22 protein-coding genes and 1 pseudogene are annotated in these 25,983 nt (G+C 73.8%); 7 read left to right on the top strand and 16 right to left on the bottom strand.

The features are described from left to right. Positions 1-6: 6 nt before the first annotated feature. Positions 7-1,386 carry a carotenoid oxygenase family protein gene (locus ACQPYN_RS30975; protein ID WP_433031122.1) on the bottom strand — a complete coding sequence of 460 codons (1,380 nt, stop codon included), beginning with the start codon at positions 1,384-1,386 and terminating at the stop codon, positions 7-9. Positions 1,387-1,443: 57 nt separating this feature from the next. Here ACQPYN_RS30975 and ACQPYN_RS30970 point away from each other — a divergent pair, with 57 nt between their 5' ends. Beyond that, a complete protein-coding gene (locus ACQPYN_RS30970) occupies positions 1,444-1,983 on the top strand; it encodes a PadR family transcriptional regulator (protein ID WP_433031118.1) in 540 nt (179 codons plus the stop codon). Positions 1,984-2,008: 25 nt separating this feature from the next. Here ACQPYN_RS30970 and ACQPYN_RS30965 read toward each other — a convergent pair whose 3' ends face one another. From ACQPYN_RS30965 to macS, 3 genes are read right to left on the bottom strand one after another with little or no spacing between them, the layout of a single operon-like run. Continuing rightward, positions 2,009-2,674 carry a VC0807 family protein gene (locus ACQPYN_RS30965; RefSeq protein WP_433031115.1) on the bottom strand — a complete coding sequence of 222 codons (666 nt, stop codon included), beginning with the start codon at positions 2,672-2,674 and terminating at the stop codon, positions 2,009-2,011. A gap of 47 nt (positions 2,675-2,721) precedes the next feature. Then, positions 2,722-3,360 carry a response regulator gene (locus ACQPYN_RS30960; protein ID WP_433031112.1) on the bottom strand — a complete coding sequence of 213 codons (639 nt, stop codon included), beginning with the start codon at positions 3,358-3,360 and terminating at the stop codon, positions 2,722-2,724. Further along, positions 3,360-4,529 carry a MacS family sensor histidine kinase gene (gene macS / locus ACQPYN_RS30955; protein ID WP_433031109.1) on the bottom strand — a complete coding sequence of 390 codons (1,170 nt, stop codon included), beginning with the start codon at positions 4,527-4,529 and terminating at the stop codon, positions 3,360-3,362. The genes ACQPYN_RS30960 and macS overlap by 1 nt, the downstream gene beginning before the upstream one ends. A 197-nt stretch (positions 4,530-4,726) precedes the next feature. Between macS and ACQPYN_RS30950 the strand changes: the two genes are divergently transcribed. Next, positions 4,727-5,857, top strand: a complete 1,131-nt coding sequence (locus ACQPYN_RS30950) for a hypothetical protein (protein ID WP_433031106.1) — start codon at positions 4,727-4,729, stop codon at positions 5,855-5,857. Positions 5,858-5,885: 28 nt separating this feature from the next. Here ACQPYN_RS30950 and ACQPYN_RS30945 read toward each other — a convergent pair whose 3' ends face one another. Both ACQPYN_RS30945 and ACQPYN_RS30940 read right to left on the bottom strand, forming a co-directional pair. Then, positions 5,886-6,395: a hemerythrin domain-containing protein gene (locus ACQPYN_RS30945; RefSeq protein ID WP_433031103.1), complete on the bottom strand. Its 510-nt coding sequence runs from the start codon at positions 6,393-6,395 to the stop codon at positions 5,886-5,888. A gap of 72 nt (positions 6,396-6,467) precedes the next feature. Continuing rightward, positions 6,468-6,845, bottom strand: coding sequence for a hypothetical protein (locus tag ACQPYN_RS30940; RefSeq protein WP_433031100.1), 378 nt, complete (start codon positions 6,843-6,845; stop codon positions 6,468-6,470). A gap of 941 nt (positions 6,846-7,786) precedes the next feature. Between ACQPYN_RS30940 and ACQPYN_RS30935 the strand changes: the two genes are divergently transcribed. Then, entirely contained in the window at positions 7,787-8,104 is a 318-nt protein-coding gene (locus ACQPYN_RS30935; RefSeq protein WP_274196328.1) for an adhesin, read from the top strand. A gap of 22 nt (positions 8,105-8,126) precedes the next feature. Here ACQPYN_RS30935 and ACQPYN_RS30930 read toward each other — a convergent pair. Together ACQPYN_RS30930 and valS are read right to left on the bottom strand one after the other, a co-directional pair. Beyond that, positions 8,127-9,103: pseudogene (locus ACQPYN_RS30930) on the bottom strand (DUF6925 family protein). An 8-nt stretch (positions 9,104-9,111) separates the two neighbouring features. Further along, the gene (gene valS / locus ACQPYN_RS30925; protein ID WP_433031097.1) at positions 9,112-11,679 is read right to left on the bottom strand and encodes a valine--tRNA ligase; all 2,568 of its coding nucleotides are present in this window, start codon (positions 11,677-11,679) and stop codon (positions 9,112-9,114) included. Between the two features lie 116 nt (positions 11,680-11,795). Here valS and ACQPYN_RS30920 point away from each other — a divergent pair, with 116 nt between their 5' ends. Together ACQPYN_RS30920 and ACQPYN_RS30915 are read left to right on the top strand one after the other, a co-directional pair. Then, positions 11,796-12,755, top strand: a complete 960-nt coding sequence (locus ACQPYN_RS30920) for an NADP-dependent oxidoreductase (RefSeq protein WP_433031094.1) — start codon at positions 11,796-11,798, stop codon at positions 12,753-12,755. 114 nt (positions 12,756-12,869) lie between these two features. Then, a complete protein-coding gene (locus tag ACQPYN_RS30915; RefSeq protein WP_433031091.1) occupies positions 12,870-13,790 on the top strand; it encodes a hypothetical protein in 921 nt (306 codons plus the stop codon). A 14-nt stretch (positions 13,791-13,804) separates the two neighbouring features. Here the strand turns inward: ACQPYN_RS30915 and ACQPYN_RS30910 are convergent, their stop codons facing one another. From ACQPYN_RS30910 to ACQPYN_RS30885, 6 genes are read right to left on the bottom strand one after another with little or no spacing between them, the layout of a single operon-like run. Next, a complete protein-coding gene (locus ACQPYN_RS30910; protein ID WP_433031088.1) occupies positions 13,805-14,569 on the bottom strand; it encodes a maleylpyruvate isomerase family mycothiol-dependent enzyme in 765 nt (254 codons plus the stop codon). A gap of 29 nt (positions 14,570-14,598) precedes the next feature. Further along, positions 14,599-14,937 carry a Rieske (2Fe-2S) protein gene (locus tag ACQPYN_RS30905; RefSeq protein WP_433031085.1) on the bottom strand — a complete coding sequence of 113 codons (339 nt, stop codon included), beginning with the start codon at positions 14,935-14,937 and terminating at the stop codon, positions 14,599-14,601. Continuing rightward, the gene (gene nirB, locus ACQPYN_RS30900; protein ID WP_433031082.1) at positions 14,934-17,504 is read right to left on the bottom strand and encodes a nitrite reductase large subunit NirB; all 2,571 of its coding nucleotides are present in this window, start codon (positions 17,502-17,504) and stop codon (positions 14,934-14,936) included. The genes ACQPYN_RS30905 and nirB overlap by 4 nt, the downstream gene beginning before the upstream one ends. A 2-nt stretch (positions 17,505-17,506) precedes the next feature. After that, positions 17,507-17,851: a molybdopterin oxidoreductase gene (locus ACQPYN_RS30895; protein ID WP_433031079.1), complete on the bottom strand. Its 345-nt coding sequence runs from the start codon at positions 17,849-17,851 to the stop codon at positions 17,507-17,509. Then, positions 17,851-19,983, bottom strand: a complete 2,133-nt coding sequence (locus ACQPYN_RS30890; RefSeq protein ID WP_433031076.1) for a molybdopterin oxidoreductase family protein — start codon at positions 19,981-19,983, stop codon at positions 17,851-17,853. The genes ACQPYN_RS30895 and ACQPYN_RS30890 overlap by 1 nt, the downstream gene beginning before the upstream one ends. 45 nt (positions 19,984-20,028) lie before the next feature. Further along, positions 20,029-21,084, bottom strand: coding sequence for an LLM class flavin-dependent oxidoreductase (locus ACQPYN_RS30885; RefSeq protein ID WP_433031073.1), 1,056 nt, complete (start codon positions 21,082-21,084; stop codon positions 20,029-20,031). 218 nt (positions 21,085-21,302) lie between these two features. Between ACQPYN_RS30885 and ACQPYN_RS30880 the strand changes: the two genes are divergently transcribed. Beyond that, on the top strand, positions 21,303-22,856 hold the full coding sequence (locus ACQPYN_RS30880; RefSeq protein WP_433031070.1) for a Re/Si-specific NAD(P)(+) transhydrogenase subunit alpha: 1,554 nt from the start codon (positions 21,303-21,305) through the stop codon (positions 22,854-22,856). Then, on the top strand, positions 22,853-24,262 hold the full coding sequence (gene pntB, locus ACQPYN_RS30875; RefSeq protein WP_433031067.1) for a Re/Si-specific NAD(P)(+) transhydrogenase subunit beta: 1,410 nt from the start codon (positions 22,853-22,855) through the stop codon (positions 24,260-24,262). Before ACQPYN_RS30880 ends, pntB begins: the two co-directional genes overlap by 4 nt. Positions 24,263-24,333: 71 nt before the next feature. Here pntB and ACQPYN_RS30870 read toward each other — a convergent pair whose 3' ends face one another. Together ACQPYN_RS30870 and ACQPYN_RS30865 are read right to left on the bottom strand one after the other, a co-directional pair. After that, positions 24,334-24,723 carry an ankyrin repeat domain-containing protein gene (locus ACQPYN_RS30870; protein WP_433031064.1) on the bottom strand — a complete coding sequence of 130 codons (390 nt, stop codon included), beginning with the start codon at positions 24,721-24,723 and terminating at the stop codon, positions 24,334-24,336. 83 nt (positions 24,724-24,806) lie between these two features. Continuing rightward, positions 24,807-25,976 (bottom strand): alkaline phosphatase family protein, encoded by a 1,170-nt coding sequence (locus ACQPYN_RS30865; protein WP_433031061.1) that lies wholly within the window; start codon positions 25,974-25,976, stop codon positions 24,807-24,809. Positions 25,977-25,983 lie beyond the last annotated feature (7 nt).

Raw genomic sequence — 25,983 nt, 5'->3', positions numbered from 1 at the left:
CTTCGCTCACGTGGGGTCGGGGATCCAGCTGCCGTGGAAGCCCGAGGGCACGCCGCGGGGGAGGGTCACCGCGGCCACCGGGGGCCCGCCGACGTCGGTCGCGTCGAGCACCAGCAGCTGGGACGCCGCGCCGTCGCGCGTGGTGGTGATCGTCAGCAGCCAGCCGTCGTCCTCGGCGCGCCCGGGGGTCTCCGACGCGACGAACACCGCCTCGCCCGCCACGACGTCCGGACCCAGCTCGTGGGCGGCCAGGGTGCCGTCGCTGTCGACCTTGACCACGGCGCCGGCCCGCTCGCCGCCCGCCCCGCGGTCGGCGACGGCGTAGCGCCAGCGCGACGGGCGGCCCACCAGCGCCTCGTCGAGCGTCGGGAACTCGACGCCCCGCTCCTCGAGCGCCGTCTCGGTCACCGAGCCGTCGCGCGCGTCGAGCACCCAACGGTGCATCCGGGCTGCGCCCGTCGCCGCCGCGGCCGCCGCGGGATCGCCCGGCACGGGCCCGCCCCACATCACCCCGACATCCGCCGGCGCGTAGCGCGCGCCGTCGACGACCACGCGCCCGTCGTCGTCGGTGTGCGCCCCGCCCACGTGGAAGACGTAGCAGGGGTCGACGTCGAACCACGTCACCGCGCCCGCCGGGTCGTCCTGACGCATCACCCCGAGGCGCGCCCCGTACGACTCGTCCCAGCCGAACGGCATGCCCGTCGCCATCCGCTCCCACTGGAAGGTCATCGGCAGGTCGAGCCACACGACGTGCTCGGCGGTGACCGCGAAGTCGTGCATCATCGTCGGCCCCGCCACGTCGACCCCGCGGCTGACGAGATCGCTGCCGTCCGCGGAGAGCCGGTGGTAGGTCAGGAACGGCGGGAACGGCGAGTAGCCGAAGAAGTGCAGGTCGCCGGTGACCGGGTCGGTCTTCGGGTGGGCGGTCATCGCCGTGGTGAGGCGACCGTCGAAGTCGCAGGGCCCGACGGTGCCGAGGTCGGCGTCCATCTCGTAGGGCAGCCCGTTCTCGACCAGCGCGAACAGCCGCCCGCCGTGCTCGATGACGTGGGTGTTCGCCGGGACCGCGGCCAGGTCGACGCCGGCCTCGGACAGGAACGGGTGCCCCTCGAGCGCGCGCGTACGCACCCAGCGGTTGCGGTACCACTCCGCGCGCCCCTCGCGCAGTCGCACGCCGTGCAGCATCCCGTGCGCGGTGAAGAGGTGGCCGGGCTCCTCGCCGGGCAGCCGGTTGGGGCCGTTGCGCAGGTAGCGCCCCGTGAGCTCGGGCGGCAGGGTCCCCTCGACGGGGAGGTCGACGGCGTCGATCTCGTCGGGCACCGGGGCGAACCGCCCGCCCAGCTCCGGGCGGCGTCCGATCGGGGTGGGGGTGGGCGTGGTGACCATGAGCCCACTCCAACCTGTCTGTACGGACATGTCAAGACGGACTGGTAGCGTCGCCGCATGTCGCTGCGCCACGCCCTGCTGGGCCTGCTCGCCCAGGGCCCGGCCAGCGGGTACGACCTCACCCGCGCCTTCGACGGCGGCATCGGCCGCTACGCCTGGCAGGCGGGCCACAGCCGCATCTACCCCGAGCTCGGCAAGATGACCGAGGCCGGCCAGGTCGTCGTCGACGAGACGGGGCCGCGCGGGCGCAAGTCCTACGTGCTCACCGAGGACGGGCGCACCGAGCTGCGCCGGTGGATGTTCCACTGGCCCGAGCAGGCGACGGTGCGCGACGAGACAGTGCTGCGCATGTTCCTCGTGCAGTCGCTGGAGCCCGACGACGCGCGCAAGCTCCTCGAGGGCATCGCCGCGCACTGCGCCGCCGAGATCGAGGAGCTGCGGCCGCTGATGGAGGCCGAGGACGCGGAGCACCGCGAGGGCGATCCGCTCCCCTTCGGACGCCTCGCCGGCGAGTACGGGCTGCGGCAGTACGAGGCGGTGCACGGCTGGGCGATGTGGAGCCTGGAGCGCCTGGTCGGGGTCGGCTCGGCGCGCTGAGCGCCAGGCCTCGACCCCTCGGATCTCAGGCTGCGACCTGGTGCTCCGCGGCCCAGGCGCGGGCCTTCCCGCCGGCGCGCTTGCCGTACCAGCCGTTCCACACCGACAGGCCGACGATCACCGTCACCATCATCGCCGTCGACAGCCCGACCATGACGTCGATCGGCAGCAGGTAGATCAGGGGGATGCGCACGATCGCCTCCAGCAGCAGGCCGATGCCCCACACCACCGCGCTGCGCCGGAACATGCGGCGGATCGGCGGCAGCGTCCGGTAGAAGCCGTCCATCTCGGCGGCCTCCTTCGGCTGCCACGTCTGGAACGCCGACAGCGTCAGCGGCTTGCGGGAGAACAGGCTCGCGAGGAACACCAGGCCGACGAGCGCCGTGCCGAACGAGTCCTTGACCAGCAGGAACCGCGGGTCGCCGCCGACGAACGCCAGGGCGAGGCCGAGGCCGAACACGGCGAGCATCACCGCGGCGAACCACGTGATCTCGCGGCTGCGCACCGCCACCCAGACCAGGCGCAGGCCGGCGGCGAGCGTCGCGACGAGCAGCGCCACCCAGTCCGACGCGCCCAGCAGGTGCAGCGCGTAGTAGCCGACGAGCGGCGCGCCGACGTCCCAGAGCAGGCCCGAGAAGTTCTTCAGGCCGGTGGGGCGCTGCTCGTCCGCGGCGGCGGTCTCCTGCTCCATGGCGAGGAGCATCCACCTGTCCGCCGCGACATGTCAATCAGGACATGTCACTCGTCGGCGTCCAGACCACGCTCGATGGCATACCTCGTCAGCTCCACGCGGTTGGTGAGCTGCAGCTTGCGCAGGGAGTTCTGGACGTGGTTCTCCACGGTCCGGTGCGAGAGCGTCAGCCGGGTGGCGATGGCCCGGGCCGTCAGCCCCTTGGCGACGAGGCGCAGGACCTCGGTCTCGCGCGGGGTCAGACGCGGCTCGTCCGGGCCCTCGGACTCGAGCCGCCGGTACTCGCCGAGCACGAGCCCGGCCAGCCCGGGCGAGAAGACGGCCTGCCCCCGGGCGGTGCGGTCGATCGCGTCGACGAGCTCCTCCATGCCGGCCGACTTGACCAGGTAGCCCGACGCGCCCGCCCGCACGGCCTCGAGGACGTGGCCGTGCTCGGTGCTCGCCGAGAGCACGAGCACGCGGGTGTCGGGCAGCGCCTCCCGGATCGCCGCCGTCGCCTCGGCGCCGGAGAGCTCCGGGAGCTGGAGGTCCATGAGCACGACGTCGGGTCGGACGGCGCGCGCGATGCGCACCGCGGCGGCCCCGTCCGGGGCGGTGGCGACGATCTCGACGTCGCGTTCGGCGAGGTCGCGGGCGACGCCCTCGCGCCAGATCGGGTGATCGTCGACGACCATGACGCGGACCATCAGGCCTGCCTCCCACGAGGAACGACGATCTCCCACTCCGTGCCCTCCCCGGGGCCGGTGTGCAGCGACAGGGTGCCGCCGAGGTCACGGACGCGCCCGCGCATCGATCCCGCGACGCCGAGGTGGCCCTCCGCCGCGGCTTCCTCCAGGCGCCCGTCGGGGATGCCGGGGCCGTCGTCGCGCACGCTCACGGTGACCGCGTCGTCGTCGGCCTCGACCAGCACCCACAGCCCGGCCTCCGGGGCGTGCTTCCCGGCGTTGGTGACGGCCTCGCGGAGCACGGCGGCGAGCTCGTCGACGGCCGTGGCGGGCAGGGGCACCGCGTGCGCGGGCACCGCGAGCGAGGCGTGCGTCGGCAGCACGCCGGCGAGGCGCGAGGACAGGTCGACCGTGCCGTCGGCCGCCGGCACGGGCGCCGAGGTGATCAGCCGGCGCAGCGCGACCTCCTGCTCCCCGGCGAGGCGGGCGAGCTCGACGGCGGGCGCGTCGACGCCGTGGCGGGCGAGCTCGTCGCCACGCCGCCGGACGAGGGCGAGCACCTGCAGCACGCCGTCGTGGATGTCGCGGGCCAGCCGTTCGCGCTCGGCCGTCGCAGCCTCGCGGGCGGCAGCGGCGCGCAGCTGCTCGACCGAGCGGCGCATCGTGTCGGCCGCCAGCCCCACGGCGAGCCCGGCGACGAGCAGCAGCTGGGCGTCGAAGAGCAGGTCGGCGTCGAGGGCGCGGCGCACCCCGAACAGGACGGCGAGGGTGACCACCGCGCCGGAGAGCCCGCCCCGCCACCCGAGGGCGATCGCCATCGCGAGCACCGGCCCCGCCGACCACACGGTCGTGATCACCGAACCGCCGGCGGCGACGCGGTCGGGGGTGTCGACGAGCAGCGTCGAGGCGGTGGCCAGCGCGGTCACCAGGAGGTCGGCGACGGCGGTGGCCGGGTCGCCGGAGCGCAGGTAGCGCCGCGAGGAGATCGCGGTCCAGACCGCCATCGCGGCGACCACCACGACCCCGAGCACCGGACGCGCCCACACGTCGTAGAAGCGCACGAGGTTGACCACGGCCGCGACCAGCGCCACGACCCGGTAGACCACGAGCCCCCGCCACAGTGGCACGAGGTGGGGGTGCACGAGGTGGGGATGGGTGCGGGCGCGTGGGGAGGCGTCGGCGGTGATCACGACACCTCCCGTCGGCGCGCCTCCCGGGCGAGGAGCGCGAGCGTAGCGGACCCGGCACTGGCCAATCGCCGAATGGACTATCCCTCCGGATCACTCGTGAGTGAAGATCCCAGCAACCGGCTAACGCAGCGCGTTCGTAGACCGAACAGACGAGTGAACGTTAACCTGTTCGGAGTACGACGGGTGAAGGGGGAGACGTGGACCGGTGGGTCATGGTGCTGGAAGCCCTTCCGGGCTCCTCGGCGGCGATCCGGGTGGACGACGTCGAGTACCGCACGATCGACGTGGAGCTCGCCGACGGTGACGCCGAGGTACTGGGCGCCTCACTGGCCGAGCTCGTCGCCGCTGAGGGCAGCCAGCCCGACCACCTCGTGCTCGTGGTGCCCGGCGACCTCGACGAGCACCGGTTCGCGGTGCTGACCGAGGCCGTCAGCCTCGCGGGCCTGCCCGACCCCTCCTGGCTGCCCGACGCGGTGGCGTGGGCCGGCGACCAGCTCGCGCGCTCGGCCGCGGGGACGCCGGCGGTCGTCGTCGACACCCGGGGCGACGAGCTCGCCGTGTGGCCGGTGCGCGCCGCCGACGACGGGGTCGAGATCGCCGAGGGCGGCGCGGTCGACCTGAACGCGCGCCTCGACGGGCTGCTGTCGGGCGTCGTGCACGCGAAGCTCGCGGTGGTCGCCCCGGAGCTCGCCGACTCGCTGCGCGACCGCTCCGACGCCGTCGGCCGGCGCGACGCCGCCCACCTGAGCCGCGAGCTGCGCGAGGCACGGCACATCATGTGCGTCTCGGACGGCGAGGAGCTCGTGGTGACGGCCGGCGAGGCCGAGGTCTACCTCACCCGCGGCGAGTTCACCCGCCTCGTCGAGCACGCGCTGCTCGAGATCATCACCGACGGCCTCGGCGACGATGTGCCCGACGTCCTCACGATCGTCGTGGCCGACCGCGAGACGCCGGTCGTGGAGCACCTCGCCGACCCGGAGGGCGCCGACGCGACCCTGCTCTGGGCACCCCCCGAGGCGAGCTCCCTGCCGTGGGCCGCGGCCCTGGTGCTCCCGCGGCACGAGGAGGACGCCGGCCCGGTGGACGACCCGTGCCCGACCGACGGCTTCCCTCTGCCGGACGGCGCGCTCGTGCCCCTGCCGCGCGCCGATCGACCACGCGGCGACCGGCCGGGCTGGGTTGTGCCCGCGCTCTCCACCGTGCTCGCCCTCGTGCTGGCCGGGTCCGCCGCGGTGCTCGTCGCCGAGCCCGACATCCCCGGCCTGACGTCCAACGCCGACGCCGTGTCCCCGGTCGGCTTCGACCGGACCGGGGACCCGCCGCGCTGATCCTCCCTCGAGGTCAGCCCCAGCGGCGTCAGGAGGTGACGGCCTCCACGTACTCCTCGGCGTCCTTCTGCTCGAAGGACAGACCGCGACCCTCGGCGTGCTCGACCTTGAACTGCTCGAACTTCGCGCCCAGCTCCTGGCGGAACGCCAGCGAGGTGACCTTGCGGAAGGGCGCGAGGTCGTCGCTCTCCTCCTCGGACATGTGGTGGTTGTTCGCCTTGTCGGTCTCGTCGATGGCGTCCCACCACTCCTGGCTGCCGACGGTCGCGGCGCGCGCCTTCTCGGTGCCCGCGCGGATCTCGTCGTGGTCGCCGATCGCGTCCTCGGTCGCCGACGCCTCCTCGTCGTCGGCGCGACGGGCCATCGACGGGTAGAAGTGCTGCTCCTCGGCGGAGGCGTGGATCTCGAGCTGGATCGCCAGGCTGTCCCAGACCTTCTCGGCCACTTCGGGCTGCTCGCGCAGGTCGGCCAGGTGCAGGAACTGGCGGCGGAACCAGTCGTGGTCGTCGAGGATCATCTCGGTGATGTCGGCGGACATGGGGCCCTCTCGTTCGCGTGGTGGCACCGGGGTCCTACCCCGGGCCGTTCGGCGCGAACCGGTAGGCAAGCCTCACCGCGCCTGGACGGACCCCGCCGGGTCGACGAACCACACCTCGGCCCCCGCGCCCGCCAACGCGGTCGCGCGCTGCTCGGTGAGGCTGCGGTAGCGCCGCGTGTCGGGCAGCGCGATGACGATGCGCGCCTTCGGGTGTGCGCGACGTCGGTGCACCGCCGCCTGCTCGGCGCCGGAGAACCAGTCGCCGGCGATCGTCGTCGGGTGCGTCCGCGCGCCGTCGGCGGGCCATCCCGTGACTTCGACGTGCACGTCGTCGCCGTCGAGCGACGCGACGAGGTCGCGGGTCGGTCCCTGACCGTGGAGCGTGGCCGAGCGCAGCGTCGCCCCCCGCCGCACCAGCCAGTCCGCGACGAGCGCCTGCACGTTCGCCACCCGCGACCACGCCTGGAGTGCGTCGAACGGCGGCGGCCCGCAGGTCGGTGTCTCGGGTTCGCTCGGCGACGTCGAGGGGGTGACGACCTCGGGGTCCGGCTCGGCCTGGTCGGCCCCGGACGTGGGAGCCGCGCCCTCGGCCGTGCTCTGCGTCCCCCGCTTCGGCGTCGTCGGCTCGGGGGTGGCTTCCTTCGCGGAAGACGCTTCGATTTCCGAAGCGTTCGCCGAGCGGGTCGTGGCGCCCGCGGTCGTGCCGCCGGTCGTCGAGCGCGTTCCGTTCCGGGCCCGTCGCGTCGTCGCCGCGGCCGGTGCCGTCGCGGGCGACGCTTCGGTCTCCGAAGCATGCGACGCGGGGGTCCTCGCCTCGGCGGTCCGGCGGCCGCTCTTCGGCCGGGTCGTCGCCCGATCCGACTGCGCTGCGGGAGATGCTTCGGTTTCCGAAGCGTCCGGCACGGGGGTTGTGACGTCCGCGGGCGGGCGGCCGCTCGTCGGCGGTGCGGCCCTCCCTGCGCCGCGGCCGGTCCCGCGCGCACGCAGCTCCGTGGGCGGCGTCGAGTCCGGAGCGCTCGAGGCGGCCGTGGTCTTCCGACCCCGGCGGCGGGTGGGTGGGACGGGGAGGCGGTTGAGGATCGGGCGGGTGCCGACGCGTTCGAGCGCGCCCTCGGCGACCAGGCGGCGGCAGAGCTGGTTGACCGTCTGGGGGCGGGTGCCGTCGCCGAGCGCCCGGGCGAGAGCGGCGTCGGAGAGGCCGTCCGGTGACGCCTCGAGCATTCGGAGTACGGCCGCGCGCCGATCGGTGGGGTCTGGGCTCACCGGGAGGGCCATTCGGTCGTTCCCCTCCGTGTTCGGGCAGTCGTTCTGGCCTGAGCTGGGGATTCGGTCGCGTGACGGCACGCGCATCCACGTGCGTGACCAATCCGTGATCCGTATGGTAACGAGGCATGTTGGCACTGACGGAGACGGCGGCCGAGGCGATCTCGACCATCCTCGAGACCAATGAGATGCCTGAAGGGTCGGGTCTGCGCATCGCGGCCACGCCCAACATGGCGGAGGAGGGCCTCGAGCTCTCCGTGGCACCCACCCCCGCGGCGGACGACACCGTGCTCGAAGGTGGCGGCGCCGTCATCTTCCTCGAGCCCCAGGCCGCGTCGGCCCTGGACGACAAGGTGCTCGACGTCGAGCGCGTCCCGGACGCCGAGCGCGGCGACGGCGACGAGTTCCGCTTCGCGATCACGCCGCAGTCCGAGCTCCAGGACTGACTCACCCCGCTCGGTCTCACCACTACTGGGCGGGATCGTGGGTGAGCGGCTGATCGTGGCCGTCCGCCCGCTCCCGCGGGACGTGCCGTCGCCACGCCTCGACATGGGGATGACCGGGCCACAGCTCCTCGCTCTGCCGTAGCGCCAGCTCCACCGCCGCCCGGTATCCCCGCTCCAGCGCCCACGGGGGCGGTTCCGTCGATGTCGCCAGCGCATCGTCGACCGCCGCCTTGGCCGCCACCACCGCCGGGTCGCCGAACCGAGCCAGTATCTCCTGGCCCCGGCGGTGTCGGTCGGCGCGCGTCGGGACCCGTCGCCCGTCGACCGCTCGGGTCGGGTGCGGGAGATGGATGGTCGCGCCCGGCGCGTGACCGGCCGGGATCGGGTCCGTCGCCGCGTGCGTCCGGCCACGCGCGAGCAGGCGCGGCAGCAGGTGGGTGTGCGGACCGTCCGGGCTGGCGCCCGTCGGCGGCGGGATCGGGGTGAACACCTCGAGCCGCGCGACACCGGTGCGGAACACCCGGTGCGGACCGGCGTCGACCAGCGCCGCGGCCAGGTGTCCGGCCTCCGCGAGGGCCGGCCCTCGACCGCCCGCAGCTCGGCCAGCAGCGACGCGTCGCTGGTCCGCACGCACGCCTCGAGGTGCGGCGCGCCGACGCCGAGGTCGACCAGGACCGCGTCCCGGTCCGCGTCGCGCAGCGCGTCGTCGTCGGGCCCGAGCTCGGTGACGACCGACCGTCCGCCCGAGGGCAGCAGCAGGCACAGCGCGACGGCCTGGCTCCAGCTCTCGCCGGCCCGCCGCTCCCAGGCGACCGGCAGGACGTCGTCGGTCAGCGTGACGGCGACGCCCCCGCGCGGCGTGACCACCGAGGCCCGACCCGGCGCGCGCACCACGTCGGCGGGCTCGTCGGGGTCGCGCAGGAACTCGGCGAGCGCGCCGAACGTGCCGACGCTCCAGCCCGCGTCCGGATCGTCGACCCAGTCGAGGAGGTCGTCCACGGGCGAGGTCAGCCGGTGGGGGCGCCGACGGTGGTGACGAGCTCGCCGTCCGCGGACACCACGAGCTCGACGTCGCGCACCCGCCCGGCGGCCCGCACGTCGGCGAGCGCCGCGCGCAGCGCCTCGAGCGCGGCCGGCGCGGCCTGCACCGAGAGGCTCTCGACCTCGGTGCGGATGGAGAGCTTCTGCTCGGACTTCGCCCGGCGGATGCTCCCGATGACGTCGGACGCGACCTCGAGGACCTGCGGGTCGGCCTCCGCGGAGGTGGCCAGCTCGTAGACGTCGGGCCAGGGCGCCCGGTGCACCGAGCCCTCCTGCCACCACGACCAGACCTCCTCGGCCACGAACGGCAGCACCGGCGCGAACAGGCGCTGGAGCACCCGCAGCGCGGCCGCGAGCGTGGCGCGCGCCGAGTCGCGGCCGGCCTCGTCGAACTCGCCGTAGGCACGGGACTTGACCAGCTCGAGGTAGTCGTCGCAGAAGAACCAGAAGAACTGCTCGGTGGTCTCGAGCGCGACCGCGTAGTCGTACCCGTCGAGGGCCGTCGTCGCCTTCTCGACCACCTCGGTGAGACGGGCGAGCAGCGCGCGGTCCAGGGGCATCGTCACCGCGGTGAGGTCCGGCTCCCCGGCCGGCACCCCGACGCCGAGGATGAACTTCGACGCGTTGAGCAGCTTCATCGCGAGGCGGCGGCCGACCTTCATCTGACCGCGGTCGAACGCCGTGTCGACGCCGGGACGCCCGCTGGCCGCCCAGTAGCGCACCGCGTCGGAGCCGAACTCGACGAGCAGGTCCATCGGCGTGACGACGTTGCCCTTGGACTTCGACATCTTCTTGCGGTCCGGGTCGAGGATCCAGCCCGACAGCGCCGTGTGCGCCCAGGGCAGGCTGTCGTGCTCGAGGTGGCTGCGCAGCACCGTGGAGAACAGCCAGGTGCGGATGATGTCGTGGCCCTGGGGGCGCAGGTCCATCGGGAAGACCCGCGAGAACAGGTCGTCGTCGATGCTCCAGAGCCCGGCGATCTGCGGGGTCAGCGACGACGTCGCCCAGGTGTCGAGGATGTCGCGGTCGCCGGTGAAGCCGCCCGGGACGTCGCGCTGGTCGGCCGTGAAGCCGGGCGGGAGGTCGGTCGAGGGGTCGACGGGCAGGGCGTCGTCCGACGGCGTGAGCACCTCGTCGGGCAGGACCTCGCCGTCGGCGTCGAGCCGGTACCAGACCGGCACCGGCACCCCGAAGAAGCGCTGGCGGCTGACCAGCCAGTCGCCGTTGAGGCCGCGCACCCAGTCCTCGTAGCGGTGGCGCATGTAGCCCGGGTGCCACTGCAGCTCCTGGCCCCGGGCGATCATCTCGTCGCGCACGGCCGCGTCCCGGCCGCCGTTGCGGATGTACCACTGGCGGCTGGAGACGATCTCGAGCGGCTTGTCGCCCTTCTCGAAGAACTTCACGGGGCGCGTGACGGGCCGGATGTCGCCGACGAGCTCGCCGGTCTCGGTGAGCATCGCGACGATCCGCTCCTTGGCGGTGTGCACCGTCGCGCCCGCGAGCTCCTCGTAGCGCTGCCGGCCGAGCTCCGAAGTGATCCACTCGGGCGTCTCGCGCAGGAGACGGCCGTCGCGGTTGATCACCGTGCGGTTGGGCAGGTCGAGCTCGCGCCACCACTGGACGTCGGTGAGGTCGCCGAACGTGCAGCACATGGCGATGCCGGCGCCGCGGTCCATCTCGGCGGCCGGGTGCGCGAGCACCGGGACCTCGACGTCGAACAGCGGCGAGCGCACCGTAGTGCCGAAGAGCGGCTGGTAGCGCTCGTCGTCGGGGTGCGCGATGAGCGCGACGCACGCGGGGATCAGCTCCGGGCGCGTCGTCTCGATGACGATGTCCTGGTCGGCCCCGTGGTAGGCGACCCGGTGCCACGCACCCGTGTGCTCGCGGTCCTCGAGCTCGGCCTGCGCCACGGCGGTGCGGAACGTGACGTCCCACAGCGTCGGCGCCATCGACACGTAGGCCTGGCCGCGCTCGACGTTGCGCAGGAACGCGCGCTGGCTGATCGCGCGGGCCCGGGCGTCGATGGTCTGGTAGCCGTGCGACCAGTCGACCGACAGGCCGTTGCGGCGCCACAGCTCCTCGAACGCCTTCTCGTCCTCGGCGGTGAGCGTCTCGCAGAGCTCGACGAAGTTCTTGCGCGAGATCGGGACCTGCTGCTTGCCGGGCTTGTCCGGCGCGGTGAAGTCCGGGTCGTACGGCAGGCTCGGCTCGCACCGCACGCCGTAGAAGTTCTGGACGCGCCGCTCGGTGGGCAGGCCGTTGTCGTCCCAGCCCATCGGGTAGAAGACGTGCTTGCCACGCATGCGCTGGAAGCGGGCGACGATGTCGGTGTGGGTGTAGCTGAACACGTGCCCGACGTGCAGCGAGCCGGACACCGTCGGCGGCGGGGTGTCGACCGAGTACACCTGCTCGCGCGTGGCCGTGCGGTCGAACGCGTAGGTGCCCTCGTCCTCCCATACGCGCGCCCACCGGTCCTCGAGGCCGTCGAGGGTCGGCTTCTCGGGCACGCGTGTGCCGGGCTCGGACTGCACCATGACACCCAGTTTACCGACGGGGTCCGGCGGGTTTCCGCCCTGCTCGCGACGCACGCGGCGAAGCGGAGCTGCGCAGACGGGGTGTGCCCGCGGCGGTCCCGGGGCACGCGGGGGACATGCCCTCGACGATGCGCGCGATCACCCAGGACACCGCCGGCGGGCCCGAGGTCCTGCACCTCACCGACGCCCCGGTCCCCGAGCCCCTCCCCACCGAGATCCGGGTCCGCGTGACGGCCGCAGGCGTGAACCCCGTCGACACCAAGGTCCGTGCGGGCGGTGCCGGGCTCGCCTCGGCCGGCGGAGACATGACCGCACCGCCGTTCACGGTCGGGTGGGACGTGGCCGGGGTCGTCGACGCCGTCGGCATGGGCGTCACGCGCTTCGCGGTGGGCGACCGCGTGTACGGGATGCCCTGGTTCCCGCGGCAGGCCGGCGCCTACGCCGAGTACGTCACCGCCCCCTCCCGCCAGTTCGCGCGCATCCCCGACGACGTCGACGACGTGACCGCCGCGGCCACCCCGCTCGCCGCCCTCACCGCCTGGCAGATCCTCGTCGACACCGCCGACGTCCAGCGCGACCAACGGGTGCTGATCCACGCCGCCGGCGGGGGCGTCGGCCACCTCGCGGTGCAGATCGCGAAGGCCCGCGGCGCCTACGTCATCGGCACCGCCTCGGCCGGCAAGCACGCCGACCTGGTCGCACTCGGGCTCGACGAGGCGATCGACCACCGCACCGAGGACGTCACCGAGGCCACGGGCGACATCGACGTCGCCGTGGACCTGACCGAGACCAACGGCCCCGCCTCGCTCACCGTGATGCGCTCCGGCGGCCTGCTGGTCTGCGTGCCCTCCGGCGTGCCCGAGGGCCTCACGGAGCGGGCGCACGCCGAGGGCAAGCGGGTCACCGACTTCCTCGTCGAGCCCGACGGCGTCGCCCTCACCGGGATCGCCCGGCTCATCGACGAGGACGTCCTCACGGTCCGGATCGCCGGCACGTTCCCGCTCGAGGACGCGGCCGCCGCGCACCGCGAGCTCGAGAAGGGCTCGACGTTCGGGAAGATCGTGCTGACCCTCTGAGGAGCGTTCACTCGTTCCGGTGACGGGTGCTAACGGATCGTCGCCCCCGACGACATCAGCGGCAGGTCCGCCGTCCGGCGGACACCACGCATCTCGTCGGGGGATACGCACACCATGACCACCGTCCAGCCGCCGCGTCACCGCGCTCCCGCCGAGACCTCGGCGCCGGTCGAGCCGCCGACCATGCCGATCCCGCGGGCCGCGCTCGACGCCGCCCGCGCGGCGGCGGTGCCGGCGCCGCGGAGGGCGCCGGGCGCGGGGATGCCGCTCATGCCGGGCGTGCCGGTGATGCCGCCCCAGCCGCCCGTGGCGCCGCGCAACGGCCTCGGCATCGCGGGGCTGGTGCTGGGCCTGTGCGGCCTGGTGGTCGGCCTGATCCCGCTGTTCGGCATCGGCGCGATCCTGCTGGGGATCGTCGGCCTGGTGCTCGGCCTCGTCGGCGTGCAGCGCGCCCGTCGCCGCGTCGCCACCAACACCAGGACCGCCGTGAGCGGCGTCGTGGCCTGCGTGCTTGCCGTCGCGCTCGGGATCACCGGCATGGTCATCGTCGCCAACGCCGTGACCCAGCTGGGCGAGGACCTGTCCGCGATCGGTGCCACCACCCCGGCCGCCTCCGGCACGCCCGACACCTCCGGCGCCTCGGCCCCGGCCACGTCCGCGGTGGGCTTCGGCCAGACCTTCACCTACGCCGACGGCCTGGCCGTCACCGTCGACCGGCCGACCGCCTACGACCCCTCGAGCTACGCCGCCGGGCACACCAACCCGCACGCGTTCCAGGTGACCGTGCGCGTCACCAACAACACCGGCCGGGCCTTCGACCCCACCCTGCTGTCGGTCGCGATGTCGACCGCCGGCGCCCCGTCCTCGCAGGTCTTCGACAGCGAGATGGGCCTGCCCCCGCAGAACCAGCTGCAGCCCGGCCGCAGCCTGACCTACGACGTCGCGTTCTCCACGACGACCGACGCGGGCGAGGCCCAGGTCGACGTGGTGCCCTCGTTCGACCACGAGCACGCGGTCTTCACCGGGTCGCTGTAGCCCCGTCGCTCCGACTACATGGCCCCCTGCTCACGCCACAGCGTGAGCAGCTCCGAGGCCCCGAGGACGTCGACACCGGCGTCCTCGGGGCGTCGGCGGCTCGTGAGCACGGTGAGCAGGGCGGTCGCGGGACCGCGCACCGCCGCGTCGCTCCTGCGGTGCGCGTGCTCGATCACCGGGCCCTCGGCACCGAGCGTCACCACCCACTCGCCGGCACCGTCCAGCCCCTCGTCCGTCGCGTGCAGGTGCAGCGTCGCGCCGTCCGCCCGCAGCTCGGGACGACGCCTGGCGCCCATCGCGATCATCGCCAGGTGCTCGTCCACGGCGTCGACGGCGATCACGGGGTCCACGCCGGCCAGCACCGGACCGCCCGCCGCGAGCTCGGCGTCGACGCGGTGCACCAGCGTCTCGTGGCACTGGCGCCGCGCCCAGAACGACACCGGCGCCATCGTCCCGAAGCCGCCGACCACCGTGTCCTCGCCGGCGGCGCGGATCGCCTCGGTCACCGTGGCGGCGCCCGCCAGGAGCCAGGTCGAGACCTCGTCGTCGGCGGCCGGCATCGGCGGGTCGGTGGGCCCCCGGCGCACGAGCTTCTCGCCGGGCCGCGACACGGTGCCCGCGCACCAGCGGTGCACGGCGCCGAGGTGCTCGGCGAGGTCGCGCACCGACCAGTCCGGGCACGACGGGACCCGCGCCTCCTGGCCGGCGGCGTGCACGGCGTCCGCGAAGGCCGCGGTGTGCAGGACGATCTCGTCGGTGAAGCGGTCGACGGTCGGCATGACCCCCATTCTCGGCCCCCACGACGAGGTCAGCCCAGGCGGACCACGAGCTCGCCGTCCTCCTCGGTGGCCGTGTAGGCCGCGACGTCGTCCGCGCCGGTCGCGCAGGAGCCGTCGACCAGGGAGAACTGGTGGTTGTGCAGCGGGCACATCACGACCTCCCCATCACCGGTGTCTCCGCCGACGAGCCCGTCGGCGAGCGGCCCGCCGCGGTGGGGGCAGATCGCCCGCAACGCGTGCAGCCCGCCCGAGCGCGGCCGGAACACGGCCACGGGCTCGTCGCCGACGAGGTACGCCCGCCCCTCGCCCAGGGGGATCCGCTCGACGGGGCCGAGACGCGCCTCGACGGCCTCCTCGGTGCTGCTCACGACGACACCCCGTCCCGGCTCGAGCTCGTCCTGCCGGGCACCTGCGGGAGCGGGACCAGCGGCAGCGCGTCGTGGAACTGGCCCGGCGTGGCCTCGGTCCGGTCGGTCGCCCACGGGTCGGCGTAGCGGTCGACGGTCTCCTGCATGCGCGCGTCGAGCTCGTCCGCGATGCCCTCGACGTCGTCGACGACCACGCCGATCAGGTGGTCGAGGCCCATGCGCGGCACGAAGTCGTAGGTGCGTTCCAGCCAGTTGGCGTTCTCGCGGTAGTACTGCAGGAACCGGCCGGTGATCCGCAGCGCCTCATCGTGGGAGTCGACGGTGGCGAGGATGTCGCCCTTGCGGATCGTCGCCCCGGCCGCGCCGCCGACGTAGATCTGCCATCGGCCGCCTTCAACGGCCACAAGCCCCACGTCCTTCACCATCGACTCGGCGCAGTTCCGCGGGCAGCCGGAGACGGCGAGCTTCATCTTCGCCGGCCCCTCGACGCCCTTGTAGCGCTCCTCCATGTCGATGCCGAGCCGCGTGGAGTCGCCCAGCCCGAACCGGCAGAAGTCGGTGCCGACGCAGGTCTTCACCGTCCGGAAGCTCTTGCCGTACGCCCAGCCCGAGGGCATGTCGAGGTCGGCCCAGACCTCCGGCAGCTTCTCCTTCGGGACGCCGAGCAGGTCGATGCGCTGGCCGCCGGTCAGCTTCACCATCGGGATCTCGTGCTTGTCGGCGACGTCGGCGATGCGGCGCAGTTGGTCGGGGCTCGTGACGCCGCCGGACATGCGCGGCACGACCGAGAACGTGCCGTCGCGCTGGATGTTGGCGTGCACCCGGTCGTTGATGAACCGGCCGTCGCGCTCGTCGACGTGGTCGTCGGGCCATATCATCCGCAGCAGGGCGGTGAGCCCCATCTTCGAGCCGACGTGGTCCTTGCCGTCCGGAGCGAGCGCGGCGAACACGCTGGAGACCGACTTCAGGCCCCGGGACCGGATCTCCGCCATGAGCGTCGGCTTGTCCAGGGGGATGCCCGGGACGTAGTAGCGCTCGGCCGGGTCCTCCACGCCCGCGCCCCCGAGCGCCGCCTCGACGACCTCCTTCACGAGTCCCTTGCAGGAGCCGCAGCCCTTGCCCGCCCGGGTCGCGGCCATGCACGCCGACACCGACTCGGCGCCGTCGTGGACGCACGCGACGAGGTCGCCCTTCGAGACGCCGTTGCAGTGGCAGATCTGGGTGTCGGCCGGGAGGTCGGCGGCGCCCGCGGCGTCGGCGGCGCTGCCGAGGTCGAAGAGCAGCTTGATGCGCTCCTCGGGCAGCGCCGAGCGGCTGTCGAAGGCCTGGGTCAGCGCCGCGACCTTGCTGACGTCGCCGACGAGCGTCGCGCCGATCAGCGTGCCGTCGCGGATGACGACGGTCTGGTAGACGCCGCGCCCGGTCTCGGAGAACTGCACGAACTCGTCCGACGACCTCTCGGGGACCTTCACGCCCATCTGGGCGACGTCCACGCCGGCGACCTTGAGCTTCGTCGCCAGCCGCGAGCCGTGGTACTCGGCGTCGGGATCCGCCCCGGTGACGACGTCGGCGAGGACCGCGGCCTGCTCCCACAACGGCCCGACGACGCCGTAGACCTCGCCGCGGTGCTGCGCGCACTCGCCGACCACGAAGATCGAGTCGTCGTCGACCGACCGCAGCTTGTCGTCCACGACGATCGCACGCTGCGTCTCGAGGCCCGAGACCATCGCGAGCCCGATGTTGGGGCGGATGCCGGCGGTGACGACGACCATGTCGCACGCGAGGTCCGAGCCGTCGGTGAAGCGGACCCCGGACACACGGCCGTCCTCGACCAGGATCTCGTTCGTCTTCACCCCGAGGTGCAGGTGCATGCCCATGTCCTCGAGCTTCGAGCGCAGCACCTTCGACGCCTCGGCCTCGAGCTGCTGGTTCATCAGCACCTCGGTCGGGTGCACGACGTGCACCGCGACCCCGTGCGCCTGCAGCCCCGCGGCCGCCTCGAGACCCAGCAGCCCGCCGCCGATCACGACCGCGGTCCGGTGCTGCTTGATGTGGGCGAGCATCGACGTCGCGTCGTCCAGCGACCGGAACCCGAACACCCCGGGCGTCAGCTCGGTCTTCGACGCCCACATGCCCTCCATGGGCGGGAAGAACGAGCGGCTGCCGGTGGCGAGGACGAGCGTGTCGTACGGCGTCACCGACCCGTCGTCGCCGTAGACGACCTTGGCGTGCCGGTCGATGCGCACGATCCGGACGCCGGCGTGCAGCGTGATGCCGTTCTCGTCGTACCAGTCCAGGGGGTTGAGGTAGAGCTCGTCCTCCCCGTCGGCGTCCTCGTCGTCCACGGCCCGGCCCGCCGCGTTCGCGAGCACCTCGGACAGCAGGATCCGGTTGTAGTTGCCGTAGGGCTCGTCGCCGAAGACCTCGATGGTGAAGGTGTCCCCGCCGCCGCGGGCGAGGATCTCCTCGAGCGCGCGGGCCCCGGACATGCCGTTGCCCACCACCACGAGGCGGCTCTTCGCGGGGCTCTCCTGCTCGGTCTCCGGTCGATCCGCGGTTTGCGTCACCCCTAGACCTCCACCAGTCCGCAGTCGACGACGAGGGTGCCGGTGGCGCCCTCGGGGGCCGAGTAGTGGATCTCGACGGTGCTCCCGGCGAGGAGGTCCTCCACGACGCGCAGCGAGACGTGCATGTCGCTCTTCGCGCCGACCGGGAGCCACCGCGACGGCGTGCCGTCGAAGGCGAGCAGGACGGACACGAGCTCGTCGGAGGAGTTGCCGGCGCGGACGTAGAGCACCTGGCCGGTGACCCCCTCGGGCACGGTGTAGCTCAGGCTCGGGTCCAGCAGCGCGGGCTTGGCCAGCCCGTGCCCCTCGAACTCGAAGGCGCCCTGCAGGAATCGCGGGGTGGTCATCACGTGTCGGCGTCCTCTCCGTGGGTGGACTCCGCGGCCTCGAGGGCCACGGCGCAGGTCTTGAACTCGGGCATCCGGGACGTCGGGTCGAGGGCGGGGTTCGTGAGGTCGTTGATCGTCGCCTCGCCCGACCAGTGGAAGGGGGCGAAGACGGTGTCGGGGCGGATCTCCGGCGAGAGCCGCGCGCGCATCCGCGCCGCCCCCCGCCGGGTGCGCAGCGACACGTCGCTCCCGTCGGTGACGCCGAGCCGCGCGGCCAGGTCGGGATGGATGTCGACGACGGGCTCGGGCTCGGCGTCGAGCAGCGTCTTGGTCCGCCGGGTCTGCGTGCCGGACTGGTAGTGCGCCCGGCTGCGCCCGGTCGTCAGGCGGTACGGGTACTCGTCGTCGGGCGGTTCGGCGGCGTCGCGGTGGTGCACGACGTGGAAGCGCGCGCGGCCGTCCGGCGTGGCGAAGCCGTCCTGGAAGAGGCGCGGCGTGCCCTCGTGATCTTCGGATGGGCACGGCCAGAAGACGCCGCGCTCGGCGTCGATGCGCTCGTAGCTGATGCCCGCGTAGTCGGCCTTCCCGCCCGCGCTCGCCCGGCGCAGCTCGTCGAACACCGCGCGGGGCTCGCGGTCGAAGAAGGCCCCGCGGCCCAGCCGGTCGGCGATCTCGGCGAGGACGACGAGGTCGCTGCGCACGCCGTCGGGGGCCTCGACGGCCCGGCGTCGCCGCAGGACGCGGCCCTCGAGGTTGGTCATGGTGCCCTCCTCCTCGGCCCACTGGGCACAGGGCAGGACGACGTCGGCGAGCTCGGCGGTCTCGCTGAGGAACAGGTCCGAGACGCAGAGGAAGTCGAGGGCGCCGAGCCGTTCCCGCACGTGGGCGGCCCGTGGCGCCGAGACCGCGATGTTCGACGCCATGACCAGCAGCGCCCGCACGCCGCCCGGCGTGCCGAGGCGGTCGAGCATCTCGTAGGCGGAGACCCCGGGCTGCGGGAGCTCGTCGGGGTCGATGCCCCAGACGCCGGCGACGTGCGCGCGGGCGGCGGGGTCGGCGAGCATCCGGTAGCCGGGCAACTGGTCGGCCTTCTGCCCGTGCTCGCGCCCGCCCTGGCCGTTGCCCTGGCCGGTCATCGTCGCCCACCCGGAGGACGGGCGGCCGGGCAGGCCGAGGGCGAGCGCCAGGTTGATCCAGGCCAGGGCCGTGTCCGAGCCCTTCGCGTGCTGCTCGGCGCCGCGGGCGGAGAGGATCATGGTGGCCCGCGACTCGGCGAGCAGGTGCACCGCGCGCTCCATGACCCTCACCGGGACCCCGGTGATCCGCTCGACGCGGTCGGGCCAGTACTGGCGCATCGCGCGCCGGACCGAAGGCCAGCCGGTGGTGCGCTCGGCGATGTAGCCCGCGTCGACGAGACGGTGCTTGATCGCGAGGTGGAGCAGCCCGTTGGCCAGGGCCAGGTCGGTCCCCGGCACCGGCTGCAGGTGCACGTCGGCCGTCGCCGCGGTCGCGGTGTAGCGGGGATCGACGACGAGGTGGCGTGCGCCGCGCTCGACGCCGGCGGCGAACCAGCGCATCGCCGGCGGCATGGTGTCGGCCGGGTTGGCGCCGACGAGCATGACGGTGTCCGCGCGGGCGATGTCGGCCAGCGGGAACGGCATCCCGCGGTCGATCCCGAACGCCTTCGTCGCCGCGGCGGCCGCCGACGACATGCAGAAGCGGCCGTTGTAGTCGATCGACGCGCTGCGCAGCGCGACCCGCACGAACTTGCCGGCCTGGTAGGCCTTCTCGTTGGTCAGCCCACCCCCGCCGAAGAGCCCCGCGGCGTCGCGGCCGTGGCGCTCCTGGGCGACGGTCAGCGCCGTGACGATGCGGTCGTAGGCCTCGTCCCAGGTGGCCTCGCGGAACGGCGCGTCGCGGTGGTCGCGGACCAGGGGCGTCGTCAGCCGGTCCGGGTGGTCGAGGAGCTCGGCCGACGACAGGCCCTTCTCGCAGAGCCCGCCGCGGTTGGTCGGGAAGTTCGCGCCCGCCACCTCGAGCACCGGGCCCGCACCCTGCTCCCGCGGGGTCAGCGTCATGCCGCACTGCAGGGAGCAGTACGGGCAGTGGGTCGGTACCGGGGTCACCGACCCGGTGGTGGACGAGGGCACGCTCCCACGCTGCGGGGGAGCTGTTTCCGGACGGTTACACGAGCACTACACCTGGGCGAGCGACGGCGGGGCGTTCGTCACGGCCGGCCCGGAGACGCCGAAGGCCTGCGCCACCAGCTCGTACGACCGCCGCCGCTCGGCGACGTCGTGAATCGGCGTCACGAGCATGACCTCGTCGGCGTCCGCCTCGCGCGCCCGGCGCTCGAGGTCGTCGCGGACCTCGTCGGGGGTGCCGGCCGTCATCTTCGACGCCATGGACTGCTCGACCTGGAGCTCGGCGGGGCTCCAGTCGTGGGCCATCGCCTCCTCCGGGCTCGGCAGCGGGCCCGGGTTCCCGGTGCGCAGGCGGGCCATCGACAGCGCGTGCGCGCGGCCCATGGCGCGGGCGCGCTCGGGGTCCTCGTGGCACATCACCGCAGCGGCGAGGATCACGTGCGGGTCCTGGGCGCCCGCGGCGTCGCTCGGGCGGAACTGCTCGCGGTAGATCCGGGTCGCCTGGCCCGGATCCGCGCCACCGAAGTGCCCGGCGTAGGCGAAGCCCGTGCCGAAGGCGGCCGCGGCCTGCCCGCCGTAGTAGCTCGAGGCGAGGATCCAGACGGGCGGGAGCGGGACGTCGTTCGGCATGGCGGCGATCCCGGCGAAGTGGTGACCCTCGGGGAAGCCGTCGACGTAGCCGCGGAGCTCGGCGAACTGCTCGGGGAAGTCGTCGGCGGTCAGCGCCTCGCGGCTGCGGCGCAGCGCGATCGCGGTGCGCGGGTCGGTGCCCGGGGCGCGGCCGAGGCCGAGGTCGATGCGGTTCGGGTGCAGCCCCTCCAGCGCGCGGAACGTCTCGGCGACCTTCAACGGGCTGTGGTTCGGCAGCATGATCCCGCCGGAGCCGACCCGCAGCGTGCTCGTCGCGCTCGCGACCGCCTGGATCAGGATCTCGGGGCTGGAGCTCGCGACGCTCGGGATGCCGTGGTGCTCGGCGAGCCACATCCGCCGGTAGCCGGCGCGCTCGACGGTCCGCCCCAGCTCGATCGTCTCGTGCAGCGCCGCCGAGGTCGGCGTGCCGGAGGGGACCGGGGAGAGGTCGAGGACCGAGAGCACGGGATCACGCATGGCAGGGACAACGCCGTGGACTCGCGTCCGGATTCCGGGACCGGTCCGGTGGGGTGACGATCGTCCCGATGTGAGACAGGACCTCCACGCGAATGTTTCACGGACGTGAGATTAGGGTCGCCATCGACAGCCCGTTCGGACGAACGTCCGGACGGTCCGCGCGGCGTCGTTGCTGGTGACGGCGCACGTGGCGGACGAGAGAGCAGAGGAGCGCGACGGTGCGCATCGGTGTGCCCCGGGAGCCCGGGGCTCGCGAGACCCGGGTGGCCGCGACGCCGGCCACGGTGGTGGGTCTGATCGACCTGGGGGCGACGGTCGTCGTCGAGCCGGGGGCGGGGGAGCGCGCGAGCTTCACCGACGACGCCTACGCGGCGGCCGGCGCGGAGATCGGGGATCCCTGGACCGCCGACGTCCTGCTCGCGCTGCGCACGCCGGACGCCGAGCACCTCGACCGCCTGGCTCCGGGCACCACGCTCGTCGCGATGGTCGGGCCCGCGCGGAACCCGGACCTGCTCGCCGACCTCGCCCGCCGCGGCATCACGGTCCTCGCCACCGACGCCGTCCCGCGCATCTCGCGGGCGCAGTCGCTGGACGTGCTGAGCTCGATGGCCAACATCGCGGGCTACCGCGCGGTGGTCGAGGCCGCCCACCGCTTCGGCCGCTTCTTCACCGGGCAGGTCACGGCGGCGGGCAAGGTCCCGCCGGCCAAGGTGCTCGTCGCCGGGGCCGGGGTCGCCGGCCTCGCCGCGATCGGCGCGGCGTCGAGCCTCGGCGCCGTGGTGCGGGCCACCGACCCGCGGCCCGAGGTCGCGGAGCAGGTCCGGTCCCTGGGCGGGGACTTCCTCGCGGTCGAGGTGGAGGAGCAGGAGGCCAGCACCGACGGGTACGCCCGCGCGACCTCGGAGGCCTACGACGCCCGGGCCGCCGAGATCTACACCGAGCAGGCCGCCGACGTCGACGTCGTCATCACCACCGCGCTGATCCCGGGGCGCGCGGCGCCACGGCTGCTCACCGCCGCCGACGTCGCGCTCATGAAGCCCGGCAGCGTCGTGGTGGACATGGCCGCGGGCCAGGGTGGCAACGTCGAGGGCTCGGTGGCCGACGAGGTCGTCGTCACCGAGAACGGCGTCATCATCGTCGGCGACACCGACCTCGCCGCCCGGCTGCCCGCGCAGGCCTCCCAGCTCTACGGCACGAACCTGGTCAACCTGCTCAAGCTGCTCGTCCCGGAGAAGGACGGGCGGCTGGTGCTCGACCTCGACGACGTCGTGGTCCGCGGGGTCACCGTCACCCACCACGGCGAGGTGCTCTGGCCCCCGCCGCCGATCTCGGTGTCGGCCGGGGCGGGCGGGAACGTTGACAGAGCGCCGGTCGAGCCTGCGGCGTCGACGCCGGTGGTGGCGCCCGCGAAGGTCGCGTCGCCGGCCCGGCGCTACGCGCTGATCGCTGTGGCGTTCGCGCTGCTCTTCGCCGCGACGGCCTTCGCGCCGCCCGCGCTCGCCACCAACCTCACGGTGTTCGTGCTGGCCGTGGTGATCGGCTACTACGTCATCGGCAAGGTCCACCACGCCCTGCACACCCCGCTGATGTCGGTGACGAACGCGATCTCCGGCGTCGTGGTGGTCGGGGCGCTGCTGCAGTTCGGGCAGCACGGCACGGTGGTCTCGGTGCTCGCGTTCGTGGCGATCCTGCTGGCCAGCATCAACATCGTCGGTGGCTTCGCGGTGACCCGCCGGATGCTCGCGATGTTCACGAAGGGGCCTGCCTCATGAGCGCCGGAACCGCGGCCACGGCCGCCTACATCGTCGCCGCCCTCCTGACGGTGATGAGTCTCGCCGGGCTCTCCAAGCACGAGACCGCGCGGGCGGGCGTCGCCTACGGCATCGCCGGCATGGCCGTCGCCCTCGTCGCGACCGTGGTGCTCGCGGCGGAGTCGCTCACGGCCGGCGCGATCGCGCTCCTCGCCGTCGCCATGGTCGTCGGCGGCGGCATCGGGCTCTGGCGCGCGCGGGTCGTCGAGATGACGGGCATGCCCGAGCTCATCGCGCTGCTGCACAGCTTCGTCGGTCTGGCCGCCGTGCTGGTGGGGTGGAACGGGTACCTCGAGGTGGAGGCGGTCGGTCCGACGCAAACGACGGTGCCCACCGAGCTCCTCGGGATTCACTCCGTCGAGGTCGGCATCGGCGTCTTCATCGGCGCGGTGACGTTCACCGGCTCGCTCGTCGCCTACGGCAAGCTCTCCGGGCGGATGAAGTCCCGCCCGCTGACGCTGCCGGGCAAGAACGCCCTCAACCTCGGCGCGCTCGTCGCCTTCGCCGCGCTGACCGTCGCCTTCACCGTGACGCCCTCGCTCGGCCTGATGATCGCGATCACCGCGGTCGCCCTGGCGCTGGGCTGGCACCTCGTCGCGTCGATCGGCGGCGGCGACATGCCCGTCGTCGTCTCGATGCTCAACAGCTACTCGGGCTGGGCCGCGGCCGCGTCGGGTTTCCTGCTCGACAACACCCTGCTCATCGTCACCGGCGCCCTCGTCGGGTCCTCGGGTGCGTACCTCTCCTACGTCATGTGCCAGGCGATGAACCGCTCGTTCCTCTCGGTCATCGCGGGCGGGTTCGGCGTCGAGTCGGGCACGTCGTCGTCGGGCACCGAGGAGGGCGAGCACCGCGAGGTCGACGCCGACGCCGTGGCGGAGATGCTCACCGAGGCGTCGTCGGTGGTCATCGTCCCGGGCTACGGCATGGCGGTGGCCCAGGCGCAGTACCCGGTCGCGGACCTCACCCGGCGGCTCGTCGAGCGCGGCATCGAGGTCCGGTTCGGCATCCACCCCGTCGCCGGGCGCCTGCCGGGGCACATGAACGTCCTGCTCGCCGAGGCGAAGGTGCCCTACGACGTCGTCCTCGAGATGGACGAGATCAACGACGACCTCGCCTCGACGTCGGTCGTGCTCGTCATCGGGGCCAACGACACGGTCAACCCGGCCGCGATGGAGGACCCGGGCAGCCCGATCGCCGGCATGCCCGTCCTGCGCGTGTGGGAGGCCAAGAACGTCGTCGTGTTCAAGCGCTCGATGGCGGTGGGCTACGCGGGCGTGCAGAACCCGCTGTTCTTCCGCGCGAACACCTCGATGATCTTCGGCGACGCGAAGGCGCGCGTGGAGGACATCCTCAAGGCGCTCTAGTCGCGCCAAGGGAATCGCACGTCAGCGCTCCTCCGTCGCGCTGTCCCGCGACCTCCGGCGCGGGCGGGGTGTCAGGGGCCGAGGAGCTCGAGGAGATCCTCGCGGCCGAACATCCGGGCGGTGTCGACGGCCGTGGGGTGCCCGGCGAGGGGGTCGGCGCCGGCCTCGACGAGGACGCGGACCACGGCGTCCTCGCCCTTGAAGACCGCGCCGGCGACGGGCGCCTGACCGCGGTCGTTGAGGCGGTCGACGTCGGCCCCGCGGGCGGCCAGCACGGCCACCGCGTCGGCGTGCCCGTGGTACGCGGCGAGCATGACGAGCGTGTCGCCCTTCTCGTTGGTGAGGTCCACGGGCACCCCGGCGTCGAGGTAGGCCGCCAGCGAGGCGGCGTCGCCGTCGCGGGCCATGTCGAACACGCGCGTGGCCAGTTCCCGGACGTCGGCCGACGGTTCCTCGCTCATCGGCCCCAGTGTGCGCTCCGCGCACGTGAGCACTTCGAGGTGCCCGAGCACTCCGAACTGCTCACATGCGCGGAGCGCACCTCTCAGCCCCGGGCGAGCAGCAGCGGGACGCGCTGCTCGGCGTCGGTGAGCGAGCCGTGGTGGCCGATCAGCGCGGTCTCCATCGGCTCGATGCGGGAGCGCACGAGAGTCCAGTTCCCCTGCGCGGCGGCGACGACGTCGCCGATGCGCCCGCGGGCGGTGTCGGTGACCTCGAGGCCGAACCAGCCCTCGTCGATCGCCTCGTCGCGCGTGCGCACCCACGCCGCGTCGCCGAGCTCGGAGCGCCAGGCCGCGGCCACGTCGTCGGCGGCACCGGCGGCGGTGAAGACGTGGCGCACGCGGGCCTCGCCCGCGAGCCGACGGACGCCGGTGAGGAGCTCGGGGCTGGTGTCGAGGTCGATCCGCCAGCCGGAGTCGGTGCCGACCATGCCGTGGTCGGCGACGACGGCGAGCAGCGTGTCCGACGGCAGCTCCTCGGCGATCGCGCCGACGAGCCGGTCGATCACCGTGAGCTGCATCAGCCACGGCATCGAGCCCGGGCCGAACGTGTGGCCGAGCATGTCGAGGTCGCCGTGGTAGGCGTAGCAGAACGCGCGTTCCTCGGCCGCGCTCGTGGCGAGGGCGTCGAGCACCGCGGCGGCCAGGTCGCCCAGGGCCGACACCCCGTGGAACCGGCCACCCCGCAACGCCGCCCGGGTGAGGCCCGAGCGACGCTGGATCTCCGGAGCGATCGTGGTGACCGCGACCCCGGCCCGGGCGGCGCGCTGCATCACCGTCGGCGCGGCCTGCACCTCCTCGGGCGGGAGCTCGCGCCGCAGGTCGACGGGGTCGGTGGCCCCGTGGGCGCACCAGCGCAGGGTGTTGAGCACCGTCTCCGCCGGCGCGCCCGGGTCGTCGAGCGGCGGCACGCCCATGCTGTAGCCGACGATGCCGTGCTCACCCGACGGGAGTCCGGTGCCGAGGCTCGTGACGCTGACGGCCGTCGTCGACGGGAAGCCGGCCAGCAGGGTCTGCCCGCGCGCCGCGAGCTCCGCCAGGACCGGCGCCCGGTCGGCGTGCTCGGCGAGGAGGTCCGCGCCCAGCCCGTCGATGAGCATCAGCGCCGTGCCGCGCGCCGGCCCGACGCCGAGGTGGTCGTCGAACCCCTCGACGCCGAGCGCGGCGGCCAGGGAGGGCGAGACGTCGGCCAGCGTGCCGGCGGCGGGGGTCATGGGCCGG

The sequence above is a fragment of the Actinomycetospora sp. CA-053990 genome (genome assembly GCF_050948445.1).
GTDB lineage: Bacteria > Actinomycetota > Actinomycetes > Mycobacteriales > Pseudonocardiaceae > Actinomycetospora > Actinomycetospora callitridis.
This window is presented reverse-complemented; position numbering and strand designations above follow the sequence as displayed.